This window comes from Mangrovibacillus sp. Mu-81, assembly GCF_036867415.1.
Taxonomy (GTDB): Bacteria; Bacillota; Bacilli; order Bacillales; family Bacillaceae_B; genus Rossellomorea.
On sequence record NZ_JBAJHU010000001.1, the window covers coordinates 516,632 to 528,714 of the forward strand.

A 12,083-nucleotide genomic window follows, 5' to 3' on the forward strand; every position below is an offset into this window, starting at 1 on the left:
ATTTAAACATTCAGAGGTTACTCACAATGAAGGATGAAAAAAATGTCTGCTTCATTTATCTGCCTCTAAAAATCAACACCCACCCCCTGCTAGTTAATTAGCATTCGTAGCACACCAATTGGTATAACAATTAGCATGTGAATTTTAATGACAAAAACTTATGACACCATGCTAAAAGGGGTTCGAATTTAAGGGCGGATTTACCGTATTTTTTTTAACACCAATATATATCAACAAAAAGAAGCAGTCTAATTCAGTTGCGAATAGGACTGCTAATTGGTGTGCTAATTCATTTTTTGTATTCGAAATCCGAACCCGTTAAGTTACTCGTCGTGTGTTTTTTGCAGTAGTAGATAGGGGTCGATATCCTGAGGGAAATGAATGATAAATCGACTATGTGTGCCGGCCGCCGATGTACAGGTAACATAGTGACCGAGTTTATTCGATAACTGCTGTGCCAAATACAGACCCATTCCAGTCGACTTTGAATGCGTCCGTCCGGTTTCACCGGTAAATCCCCGATTGAAAATTCGCGGCAGGTCTTTCTGGGAGATGCCGATCCCGTTGTCTTGAATGATAAGCTGTTTTTCCTGCTGGGACTCAAATGCTGAGATTGTGATCTCCCCGCCAGGTTCCGTATATTTTAAGCTGTTCGTCAAGATTTGATTGATGATGAAGTGCAGCCATTTAGCATCGCTTTGAACCATCATTATGTCTGTTTGGAAGTGGATGCGGATTTTTTTTGATAAAAAGGTCTTCGAATGCGACTTAACGATATTCTTGGATATCTGGATAGAATCACATACTTGAATCTCATAATCTTGATGAAAGCTGTCGAGTTTCGCGTAATAGAGAGCTTGATCAACGTAATTTTCAATCTTCGTGATCTCTTCCCCTAAACTGTCTGCGTTCATATCGGTTTGCTGCAGCAAGCGGAGTACCGCAATCGGTGTTTTGATTTCATGGAACCAGGAAACGATAAAGTCATAATGTTCATTCTGCCTTTCCCCTACCAGATTCATTTCACGGATGTGCTTCGTTTTCAGTTCCTCGATGTATTGCCGGGCAAATTCTCCTTCCAGTGACAAGCTTTCATATTCCTCGCGATTCATTTGTCTGATCACTCTTGCATGCTGCTGGTAACGAAACAATAAAAATCCGATCAATACAATGAAAGATAGAACGAATCCATATACGAATGTCCCCCATCCCAATTCATCATTGCTATCGGTGAAAAAAACAGCGGATGTGATCAGGAAACCGGCCAGATAAACATAAATATAAGGCTTTTCATACGTAAGATAGCGAAGGAAGGTCATTCGATTAAATACCCCATTCCTTTCCTGGTGGAAATGAAATGATCAAGACCAAGCTCAGAGATCTTCCTCCGCATTCGGTTTACGTTCACGGTAAGCGTATTATCATCGATGAACTGTTCATCACTCCACAGAGCCTGCATTAAATCCTCACGCGATACGATTTTACCGATATTCCTCATCATCAGCTGCAAAAGGATGAATTCATTCCTGCTTAACTCCGTGACTTTCCCTTTGTGTTCAATGGTTGAATTGGTCACATTCAAATGGAGGCCCCTGTGGATGAACTTGATCGTCTCGTCTTCCTGATACGTATATTTCCGACGGATAAGCGCACTGATCTTAGCTACAAGAATGTCCAGGTCAAATGGCTTTTGGATAAAATCATCCCCGCCCATATTGATGGCCATGATGATATCCATATTCTCATTTCTTGATGAAAGGAATATAATCGGGACCTTTGAAATCGAGCGTATTTGCTGGCACCAATAGTATCCATCAAAAACCGGAAGATTGATATCCAGAAGAACAAGATGCGGTTCTTTCTGCTCAAACTCTCGTAACACCTGATCAAATCTGGTCACATCTACCACATCATACTGCCATTTCTTCAAAGAATCAGCGACAATCCTTCTAATTTTTTCCTCGTCTTCAACGATCATTATTCTATACATGTAATCCCTCATTAATCGTAAAGTGTATTAAGCTTATTTTAGCACAATCTTTTTCCGGTTATGGAAGTGGATCGCAGTGTTGATAGTTAGTTTTAAGAAGGTGGTAGAGTTCAGGATAGAAAAAGACAAAGGGGACAGGTTCACTGGTTTAAATGACCAATGTACCTGTCCCCTTTGTTTCTATTTTTGCACTGCCGTGACCTTTTGTACAAGTTATGAATATTTTACTAGTAGAAGGGGTGATAGATTTAATGGCAAAAGCTAGTGATTATTTGATAGCGTTGGACGACGGTCATGGAATCGGTACAGCCGGGAAGCGCACGCCTTATATCCCATCTATTGGGAGGCAGATCCGTGAGAATGAGTTCAATGAGAAGGTGACCTTCTTTTTGAAAGCGGAACTGGAAAGGTGCGGGTTCAGAACGGTCTTGACGGCTCCGACGGATGGGGATACTCCTCTGAAGGACCGGACTGATCTGGCGAACTCGATGGGGGCAGATGCTTTGGTTTCGAACCATTTTAATGCGTTCGATGGAAAATTTGATGGTGCGGGGAAAGATCCCGAGGGTCATTCACTTCATATTTATTTTAACGATGTGAATGACAGAAGGCTTGCTGAAAGTATTGCGAAATACTTGAAGCAGGGGACAAAGCAAGTGTATCGCGGCATCATTGAGCAAAATCTTCATATGACGAGGGAGTTCAATAAAGCTGCTGTGCTTGTGGAGAATGGGTTTATGGATAATGAAAAAGAAGCATTGCTGATGATTAATGAAGACTTCCAGCGTGAAGCTGCGAAAGAGCAGGCACGAGGAGTCTGTGACTTCTTCAGTGTTTCGTATGTGGATGCCGGAAATGGAGGGGGAGGTGTCCCTCCTCCTGAGACTGATGTGCCGACGGATTATATCGGGAAGCGGGTGGAAAGTATCTACAGAGGTGCTGATGGGCTGGATTTTTACAGCCGGCCGACTTTCAATGATGCTTACCGTGCTGGAACATTGAAGTACCAATATGGGTTTCCTGCGATTCTGCGTAAGTTGAGGGTCGAAGGAGCTTATATGTATGAGGTCAAAAACTCGCGGGGGCACGTGTATTATGTCACGGCAGCTCCGCAATTTGTGAAGGTGGAGGGGAAATCCGGCGGTGGATCGTCCGCGCCGTCGAACCCGGGTTCATCCCCAGGACCGGTTGCCATCGGGGAAATCAGGATCATGGGAGTAGCGAAAGCAGCCATCATCCAGGACCGTCCCGACCGGCTGACTTCGAAAGACCTCGGAACCATTTCGAAGGGTCAGACGATTCCGGTTACCGGATCCGTCAGGGGAAAGAACAGCAGCTCAGGCTACTGGGAAGTCATCTACAATGGAAAAAGAGCTTACGTAACCGGTGAATATGGAAGGTACAAAGCATATTAGCCAGAGATTAATAGATTTTCACTTTATGGGATATTTTGTTAAAATCTGAATTATTTACGGTTTCGGCAAGAATATAGGTGAATCCGGCAAAATAGTACAGAATTCGGCGATAATATTCCTTATTTTAGAAAGAATAACCTTCTTTTCGACAAGATTAAGTCTGAAACGAAACTGGCAGCCAAATAAATTGAGGCCCGTCGCAGGGTGCGTTAACGCATTAACGCACCCTGCGACGGGCCTTCAATTGTTACAGGACGTCGTCGATGATCTGTTCGAATGTGTCGCTGACTCTGCTTCTGTTAATGAGAATCTGCTGATTGTCGAGAGTGACGTGTCCTCTGTGTTCGTCTAGGTTTAGTCTTTCCTTCATAGCTGCCATGGAACCTTTGCTTCGCTTGTCGATTTCGAAGTAGACTGTCGTTTCATGGTCGCCTTGAAGGATGTAAACTTCAAGTTCGTCCAGCTTCCGGCTGTATTTTCCGTAGGAAGGGATGAATTCATATTGCTGCACAAATGGACGCTTCGTCTTGATCCAGGCAGGGGTGTTCTGGCTCTCCATCTGCCTGAATTTAAAGCCGATGACCTTGATGGCATCAATGATATTTTCATGAACGGTACTCGGCTCGACTGAAACATAGTCTCTGTCTTTCGGATCGACTGCATTCCGGATATCGATGCCCGTTTCCATCCAAACCGGTGGAACATTCTTCTGCGTTTGAGGGTCCACCATCGTGATCGGGGTATCGAGCGGCACTTGGAATGAGAATGGAATTGTCTTCATTTCACCTTTGGAAATCGTGAAAGGTTCATTCAGCTGCTGCATTTCAACCGTGGCAGGTGATAATCGGTCGCCGCCCTCATGGCCGTAAATCGTCAATAGTTTAAGATTGATGGATTCTATCCGTTGATCCGTGTTTCCACCCTTCACCTCTACGATTCCCTCAAGCATCTCACCCTGTTGAATGTAGGCACTCTTCAGCTTCGTATCCACCTTAGCCGAACCGATTCCGATACTGGCGATCACTTTATTGAACATTGACATGAATTCATCCCCCTTCTTCTATCCCCATCGTAGCACAAATGGGGCGGTTGGTAATAGCAGGAACGAAGGAATGATGCTTTAGGATGAAATATGGAGGGGGGACACAACTGATTATTTCGATTCTTGAAATTTTTTGTAATAAAATGTCTTGTTTTATCGAACCTCTTTAAATATGCAGGGTTTTGGAGATACAATAGATAAATCGTATTAATGGTAAGTAAGAACGAGGAGCGAAGAATATGATCAATGAACAACCCATCATTAAAGAAATTGACCATCTCAAAACGAAAATGATCCATGTCGGGATTTCCAAAGGATTGTCACATCCCGAGACGGTCAGTTTCAGTGAAAAGCTGGACAAGCTGATTATTAAGGTGCAGCATACCGGTATAAAAAACTGATAGGAGATTGGTAGTAATTTTGTGTAAAACAAATTATGAAATATGGTTTACGTATTTCTGTATAGGGTATACCCCTAATGAGCACAAAGGGGGAATCTTTATCTTATGCGAAATTTATCGGATAGCTCGTACTTGCAGCAAGACGGAAAGGAACGTAAACATAGAAATCTCCGTCTCAAATGGCAGTGATATCTCGGAAAGGGTCATCGCCACCTTTACAGGTATAAGAGACGCTTGTCATGACTGCCCTTTATTACTATTAAATGAGAAATAATCGATAATTATTATAATGTGAGTAGACTGTGTTGAACGGGAACCATGTTCAGCACTTTTTTATTTCTCAATTTCAATTTCTCACAAACTTTCTGAAACGTATTTCTGTTCGTCGGGGGCTCTTCCGTTTGGCTGAAACCTTCCGATTATTGTTTTTAGAATGTTGATTAAATTCAAAAAACTTATTGAATTTTCAAATTAATGGTGTTTAAATAGAATCATACTAAACACCATTGGATTATAGTGAAAAGGTGCTCATTAATAACGTTCTTATCCAACCATAAGGCGTTCCTTTTTTTACTCTTTTTTTGAAACGGTGTTTCTTATTACGGAACAAGGGGTGTGTAAGATGCTGACTGAGCTTGTGACAGAGTTGAAGAATGCTGTACCCGAAGAACGGATCAAAGTGGGGAAGGTTGACCGCTTCGGCAATGGTGGCGATTTCATTGTGTATCCGGAAACAGAAGAGGAAATTGCATCGCTATTAACCTATGCGAATAATAATGGAAAAAAAGTGATCGTGGAAGGCGGCGGGACGAAGAAGGGATTCGGCGGTGTCGTTGAATCAGCGGACCTCATCGTGTCGATGGCCGGATATAAAGGTGTGGTCGAACATGCAACGGGTGATTTGACGATGACCGTGAGAGCGGGAACGACCTTCAAGGAGCTTCAAACGTATCTTGCGCAGCATGGACAGAAGATCGCACTTGACCCGGCCTGGCCGGACGAGGCGACCATAGGTGGAATTATTGCTGCGAATGAAAGCGGTCCCAAGAGGCTCGGTTACGGGTCTGCCCGCGACAATGTCATCGGCCTCCGCATCGTTTACCCGGATGGAACGATCATTCGTTCAGGCGGGAAGGTTGTGAAGAATGTCGCCGGTTACGATATGAACAAGCTGTTCATCGGTTCGATGGGGACACTCGGCGTGCTGACGGAAGTGACACTCAAGCTTCGTCCGATTCCAAAATGCGAGAGCCTTGTCTTCGTATCTTTTCCAAAGGATGAGGAAGCAGAAATCCGCTCCTTTGTGACCGAGATTCTCGATTCAACACTGGAGCCGACATCACTTGAACTGCTGAACCCGGAGCTGTCTGAAAAATGGACCGGTGGAAACCAGTATACAGTCGCGATGAGCTTTGAGGATGTGGAAAGCTCGGTACGCTATCAGGAAGAAAGGATGCAAAGGATGAAGCCGGAGCGGAGTCAGCTTTCGATTTATGAAGGGGATAAAGCTCAGCAATTCTGGGATGACTTTTCCCAACTTGGGTCAGACTTGCATGAGAGTACTGAAGTGAGAGCCATTTTGAAAATCGGTGTCGTCAATCTTGATGTACTTCATGTATTGAAAGAATGTGAAAATCTTGGAGACAGTCACCGGGTCGGGATAGAAGCGAATGGCGGACTTGGCCACGGACTTTGTTCCGTTCATATGACTGGAGCCAGCGAAGACGTTCTTTCAGCCATTCATGAATTGAGGGCAGCAGTCATCGAACGAGGAGGCTATGTCATTGTCAAAAGCCTGCCGTTCTCAGAGCGCCAGCAAATCAAGGTGTGGGGGGAAGCCCCGTCCTATTTCTACTTACTCCAGGGAATCAAAACAAAAGTGGACCCAAATTCAGTATTGAACCATAAACGATTTGTAGGAGGGATCTAGGTGAGTGTAAAAGAACTGACGAAAACGCCTCCCTGTTCTGACACGAGCTTAAGCAACTATCTTTGGAGTGACAAACCGGATGAGAATAAGTGGGCTGACTGCGTCCACTGCGGGATGTGCCTCGAATCATGCCCAACGTATGAACTGACGGGTCAGGAACAGCATTCGCCGCGCGGACGCGTGCATCTGATCAAGTCGGTGGCGGAAGGAAAGCTTGAAGTGAATGAGCAATTTATGGACCCCGTATACGCGTGCCTCGATTGCCGTGCCTGTACGACCGCATGCCCGGCCGATGTCGATGTGGGGGGATTGATAGAGGAAGCACGTGGTCAAATCCGCCAGGCCATGCCTCTCAAAGGCTGGAAAGGGGTGGTCAGCAAGACATTTCTTGAGGGGTTATTCCCGCATCCGAACAGGTTGAATGCGCTGGGAGGAATGCTGAAATTTTACCAGAAGAGCGGTGCACAAACGCTTGTCAGGAAGACCGGCCTCATTAACGTGATGCCGAAGCATCTCGTCGAAATGGAAGCGATCATGCCCGAGATCAAACGATCGGTCCGGCAAAAATACAAGAATGAAGACGTCATCAAAGCGAATGGGGAAACGAAGCACGAAGTTTCTATGCTGACGGGCTGCGTGATGGATGTGATGTTTGGGGAAATCAATGACGCGACAATCAACGTCCTGACGAGAAATGGAAATGATGTCGTCATCCCGAAAAATCAGACGTGCTGCGGCGCTTTGCATGTTCACTCCGGCGACCGGGAGATGGGCAGGAAGCTTGCCAAGCAGAATATCGAAGCGTTCAAGGATAGTGACAAGGTGATTGTGAATGCCGCGGGCTGCGGCTGCATGATGAAGGATTATCCTGAACTGTTTCATGAAGATCCCTTATGGAGGGCGAAGGCGGAGGAATTTTCCGGAAAAGTCGTCGACATCGCCAAATATCTTCACGATACCGGCTATGAAAAGCCAAAGGCAGAGATGAACACGCGAATTACGTATCATGATGCCTGCCATTTGGCGCATGGGCAGGGTGTACGCCAGGAGCCGCGCGACCTTCTCCTCAATATTCCTGGAGTCGAGATGGTCCATATGGCGAACTCGGACCGCTGCTGCGGGAGCGCAGGCATCTACAATATCACCAATCCAGAAATGGCAGGCGCAGTGCTGGAGAGCAAGATGGAGAACGTTCCTGAGGATGTCGAGATGATTACGATGGGGAATCCGGGCTGCATGCTGCAAATGGCGATGGGAGTCCAGAAGTACGGCAAGAACCAACAGGTCGTCCATACCGTCCAGCTCCTTGACTGGGCTTATCAAAAAGAGGATGGGGAAAGGGAGAGGAAATGATGGCACTGAAAAAGCTGAAGACGAAGGATCCGCATATTAAAGGTCTTGCGGGACTTGTCAGCGGACCGAACAGCATCCTGTATCACAAGGAGGATCTGATTGCCTATGACTGCGATGGCTTCACTCTTCATAAGCATCTTCCAAAAGCGGTCGTGTTCCCGAAGGACACGGCGGAAGTGGCTGCGCTCGTGAAATACTGTTCCGATAATGGACTACCATTCCTGGCAAGGGGTGCCGGAACCGGTCTGTCCGGGGGTGCAATCCCGATCAACGGGGAAGTCATCATCAGCCTCGTCAGGATGAAACGGCTGCTGAGTGTCGATCTCGAAAACCGCCGTGCAGTCGTCGAACCGGGATTCGTGAATCTAAAGCTGACAAACTCGATTTCAGATAAGGGCTATTATTACGCCCCGGATCCTTCCAGCCAGTACTGCTGTACGATCGGCGGAAATGTGGCGGAGAATGCCGGCGGCGCACATTGTTTGAAATACGGCGTCACCACCAATCACATTCTCGGACTGGAGGTCGTACTGCCGAACGGGGATATCATCGAAATCGGTCATAACGGGATTCCGGATGCCCCGGGCTATGATTTGCTCGGCCTAATGACCGGATCGGAAGGGACGATCGGAATCGTCACGAAGATCACCGTGCGCATCCTGAAAAATCCCGAAGCGAAACAGACGGTCCTTGCTTATTTTGATCGAGTGGAAGATGGCAGTCAGGCCGTTTCCGATATCATCTCCAAAGGAATCGTGCCCGCAGCGCTTGAAATGATGGACAAAATTGCAATCGAAGGGGTCGAGGCAGCCGCCTTCCCGGTGGGCCATCCAAAGGATATTGAAGCCCTGCTGCTGATTGAAGTGGACGGGATATCGGCAGGCATTGAGGAGCAGATCCAGCAAATTCTGGACGTGTGCAGGGCGAGGAACGTCCGGGAAGTGAAGGTTGCTCGGGATGAGCTTGAAAGAGGCAGATGGTGGGCAAACCGGAAGACAGGTTTCGGTGCGATGGGAGCGATCTCCCCTGACTATCTCGTCCAAGACGGCGTCATTCCGCGGAGCCGGCTTCCGGAAGTGTTAAAGAGGATCAACGACATCAGTGCAGAATACAAGTTGCGGATCGCCAATATCTTTCACGCAGGGGATGGGAACCTGCATCCGCTTGTGCTATTCGACGCAAGGATTCCAGGCGAAACGGATAAGGCATTGAAAGCCGGAAGCGAATGCTTGAAGGCATGCGCAGACGCAGGCGGATCCATCACGGGTGAACACGGCGTCGGCATCGAGAAGAAGGAAGAGATGCGATTCGTTTTCAACGACGATGAAATCATCGCCCAAAGCAACATCCGTGAAGTCTTTAACCCTCACAATCTACTGAACGCCGGCAAACTGTTCCCGAGTCCCGGCCGGTGCGTGGAGATCAAGAAGGAGTTGAAGGCGCAGCAGGAAGTGGTTGGGTCTTAGATTGATAGAATCAGCGGCCAATTTTTACAGATTGGATTGGCGGGCCATAAGTAAAAGGAATGTCCATTTTTTCGTCGGAACCAGCTGATCATCTTGCATCTGATGAAAAGGCGGAATTATTTGAAAATTGATTGAATGGCTTTTGTGAACGTGGTATTATTATTTTATTAAATGTGAAACGGTGTTTCTTAATAACAAACAAAAGTTTATTAAGAAGCCGACATAAACAATAGGAGGAATCGAATAATGAGTAACTATGTCCACGCAGGATCCTTACAGGTAGATCAGCTGCTATATGAATTTATTAACTCTGAAGTCCTTCCAGGTACAGGACTCGAAAGTGAAACATTCTGGTCTGAATTCGGAGTGCTCGTCAAGGATCTTACACCTAAAAACAAAGCACTGTTATACCGCCGTGATGAAATCCAGGATAAACTCAACGGTTGGCATAAAGAGAACAAAGAATTCGATTTCACCAGCTATAAAGCGTTTCTTGAAGAGATCGGGTACCTCGAGGCGGAAGTAGAGGATTTCAAGGTGGCAACTGAAAATGTCGACGGGGAAGTGGCGCTCCAGGCGGGCCCGCAGCTGGTCGTACCCGTGAACAATGCACGGTATGCGATCAATGCAGCAAACGCACGGTGGGGGAGTTTGTACGATGCCCTTTACGGGACTGACGCAATTGGTGAAGATGACGGCGCCACCCGTCAAGGCGCATACAATCCTGTCCGCGGCGAAAAGGTCATCGACTTTGGCAGGAACTTCCTGGATCAAGCTGTGCCATTGAAAGGCGCTTCCCATAAACAGGCGTTGAAGTATGAGGTCGTTGACGGCACTTTAGCCGTAACGTTATCGAATGGAAGGACAGCCGGATTAGAAGATGAATCAAAGTTTGCGGGTTTTCAAGGAGATGCGGACAGTCCTTCAGCGGTCCTGTTGAAGAACAACCGACTCCACATTGAAATCCAATTTGACGATAAGCATCCGATCGGGTCGTCGGATGATGCCAATGTGAAGGATATTGTACTCGAGTCAGCGGTCACGACGATCATGGACTGTGAAGATTCGGTAGCCGCCGTCGACGCTGAAGATAAAGTACTTGTGTACCGCAACTGGCTGGGGCTCATGAAAGGGGATCTTGCGGCTGTTTTTGAAAAAGCGGGCAAGACGATGACGCGGACGCTGAATTCCGACCGGACGTATACGGCTCCAGACGGAAAGGATCTCACGCTGTCAGGCCGCTCGCTTATGTTCGTTCGCAATGTCGGTCATCTCATGACGAACAGCGCGGTCCTGGATGAGGACGGCGGCGAGGTGCATGAAGGGATCCTTGACACCGTGATGACGAGCTTAATCGCGAAGCACACCCTGCGCGGGACGGGAAGCTATCAAAATACATCAAAAGGGTCCGTTTACATTGTGAAACCAAAGATGCACGGCTCAGAAGAGGTGGCTTATGCCAATGAACTGTTCGACCGTGTGGAGGATCTGCTTGACTTAGATCGTAACACGCTGAAGATCGGGGTCATGGATGAAGAACGCCGGACCACGCTGAACCTGAAGAACTGCATCAGCAAGGTAAAGGAACGGATTGTATTCATCAATACCGGGTTCCTCGACCGCACAGGGGATGAAATGCACACTTCAATGGAAGCTGGACCAATGATCCGGAAAAATGATATGAAGGCAACGAAATGGCTGCAGGGCTATGAAAAATCGAATGTCCAGGCCGGACTTGCCGCCGGTTTCCAGGGGCGTGCCCAAATCGGTAAAGGGATGTGGGCGATGCCTGATATGATGGCCGAAATGATGGTGCAGAAAATCGGCCACCTAAAAGCTGGCGCAAACACTGCCTGGGTGCCGTCCCCGACTGCGGCGACGCTCCACGCGCTCCATTATCATGAAGTGTTCGTACCTGATGTCCAGGATGGGCTGGTGCAATCAGATGGAGGTCTTCGTGATGACATCCTGACGATACCGGTGGCGGACTCTCCAGATTGGTCCGCTGAAGAAATCCAACAGGAGCTCGACAATAACGCTCAGGGGATCCTTGGTTATGTCGTCCGTTGGGTTGAACATGGCGTAGGCTGCTCGAAGGTTCCCGACATCAACAACGTCGGCCTGATGGAAGACCGCGCCACACTGCGCATCTCCAGTCAGCATATGGCCAACTGGCTGCATCACGGCATCTGCACGGAGGAGCAAGTGATGGAAACATTGAAACGGATGGCGGGAGTCGTGGACGAACAAAACGCCGGCGATCCGGATTATCGCCCAATGGCCGCCGGCTTCGATCAATCTGTAGCCTTCCAAGCCACCTGCGACCTGGTCTTCAAAGGATACGACCAGCCGAACGGCTATACAGAACCGATCCTGCACCGCAGACGGATCGAAGCGAAAGAGAAGTATGAGGTGAAACAGTCATAGAACAGTGTGATGGGGCATTCTGTTTTCTGGAATGCCCTGTTTTGTAAACATACTTAGTC

Annotated in this window: 9 protein-coding genes; 6 read left to right on the forward strand and 3 right to left on the reverse strand. The window is 47.5% G+C overall.

The window, feature by feature from the left end; all coding sequences use genetic code 11:
- Window positions 1-323 precede the first annotated feature (323 nt).
- Window positions 324-1,319 carry a sensor histidine kinase gene (locus tag V6B33_RS02670; RefSeq protein ID WP_334216184.1) on the reverse strand — a complete coding sequence of 332 codons (996 nt, stop codon included), beginning with the start codon at window positions 1,317-1,319 and terminating at the stop codon, window positions 324-326.
- Window positions 1,316-1,990, reverse strand: coding sequence for a response regulator transcription factor (locus V6B33_RS02675; protein ID WP_334216185.1), 675 nt, complete (start codon window positions 1,988-1,990; stop codon window positions 1,316-1,318). The genes V6B33_RS02670 and V6B33_RS02675 overlap by 4 nt, the downstream gene beginning before the upstream one ends.
- A gap of 251 nt (window positions 1,991-2,241) precedes the next feature.
- Between V6B33_RS02675 and V6B33_RS02680 the strand changes: the two genes are divergently transcribed.
- On the forward strand, window positions 2,242-3,405 hold the full coding sequence (locus V6B33_RS02680) for an N-acetylmuramoyl-L-alanine amidase family protein (protein ID WP_334216186.1): 1,164 nt from the start codon (window positions 2,242-2,244) through the stop codon (window positions 3,403-3,405).
- A 247-nt stretch (window positions 3,406-3,652) separates the two neighbouring features.
- Here the strand turns inward: V6B33_RS02680 and V6B33_RS02685 are convergent, their stop codons facing one another.
- Window positions 3,653-4,447 (reverse strand): sporulation protein, encoded by a 795-nt coding sequence (locus tag V6B33_RS02685; protein WP_334216187.1) that lies wholly within the window; start codon window positions 4,445-4,447, stop codon window positions 3,653-3,655.
- 239 nt (window positions 4,448-4,686) lie between these two features.
- Between V6B33_RS02685 and V6B33_RS02690 the strand changes: the two genes are divergently transcribed.
- From V6B33_RS02690 to V6B33_RS02710, 5 genes are all read left to right on the forward strand, one after another.
- Window positions 4,687-4,848, forward strand: coding sequence for an aspartyl-phosphate phosphatase Spo0E family protein (locus V6B33_RS02690; RefSeq protein ID WP_334216188.1), 162 nt, complete (start codon window positions 4,687-4,689; stop codon window positions 4,846-4,848).
- Between the two features lie 622 nt (window positions 4,849-5,470).
- Complete coding sequence (locus tag V6B33_RS02695) at window positions 5,471-6,778, forward strand: FAD-binding oxidoreductase (RefSeq protein ID WP_334216189.1); 1,308 nt, start codon at window positions 5,471-5,473, stop codon at window positions 6,776-6,778.
- The gene (locus tag V6B33_RS02700; protein ID WP_334216190.1) at window positions 6,779-8,131 is read left to right on the forward strand and encodes a (Fe-S)-binding protein; all 1,353 of its coding nucleotides are present in this window, start codon (window positions 6,779-6,781) and stop codon (window positions 8,129-8,131) included.
- Entirely contained in the window at window positions 8,131-9,597 is a 1,467-nt protein-coding gene (locus tag V6B33_RS02705; protein ID WP_334216419.1) for an FAD-linked oxidase C-terminal domain-containing protein, read from the forward strand. Before V6B33_RS02700 ends, V6B33_RS02705 begins: the two co-directional genes overlap by 1 nt.
- Window positions 9,598-9,843: 246 nt before the next feature.
- Window positions 9,844-12,024 carry a malate synthase G gene (locus V6B33_RS02710; protein ID WP_334216191.1) on the forward strand — a complete coding sequence of 727 codons (2,181 nt, stop codon included), beginning with the start codon at window positions 9,844-9,846 and terminating at the stop codon, window positions 12,022-12,024.
- Window positions 12,025-12,083: the final 59 nt, after the last annotated feature.

Excerpts from the sequence above, each read along its gene's own strand:
- V6B33_RS02675 (WP_334216185.1), bottom strand. The coding sequence starts at position 1,990 with ATGTATAGAATAATGATCGTTGAAGACGAGGAAAAAATTAGAAGGATT.
- V6B33_RS02695 (WP_334216189.1), top strand. The coding sequence starts at position 5,471 with ATGCTGACTGAGCTTGTGACAGAGTTGAAGAATGCTGTACCCGAAGAA.
- V6B33_RS02685 (WP_334216187.1), bottom strand. The coding sequence starts at position 4,447 with ATGTCAATGTTCAATAAAGTGATCGCCAGTATCGGAATCGGTTCGGCT.
- V6B33_RS02710 (WP_334216191.1), top strand. The coding sequence starts at position 9,844 with ATGAGTAACTATGTCCACGCAGGATCCTTACAGGTAGATCAGCTGCTA.
- V6B33_RS02690 (WP_334216188.1), top strand. The coding sequence starts at position 4,687 with ATGATCAATGAACAACCCATCATTAAAGAAATTGACCATCTCAAAACG.
- V6B33_RS02680 (WP_334216186.1), top strand. The coding sequence starts at position 2,242 with ATGGCAAAAGCTAGTGATTATTTGATAGCGTTGGACGACGGTCATGGA.
- V6B33_RS02705 (WP_334216419.1), top strand. The coding sequence starts at position 8,131 with ATGGCACTGAAAAAGCTGAAGACGAAGGATCCGCATATTAAAGGTCTT.
- V6B33_RS02670 (WP_334216184.1), bottom strand. The coding sequence starts at position 1,319 with ATGACCTTCCTTCGCTATCTTACGTATGAAAAGCCTTATATTTATGTT.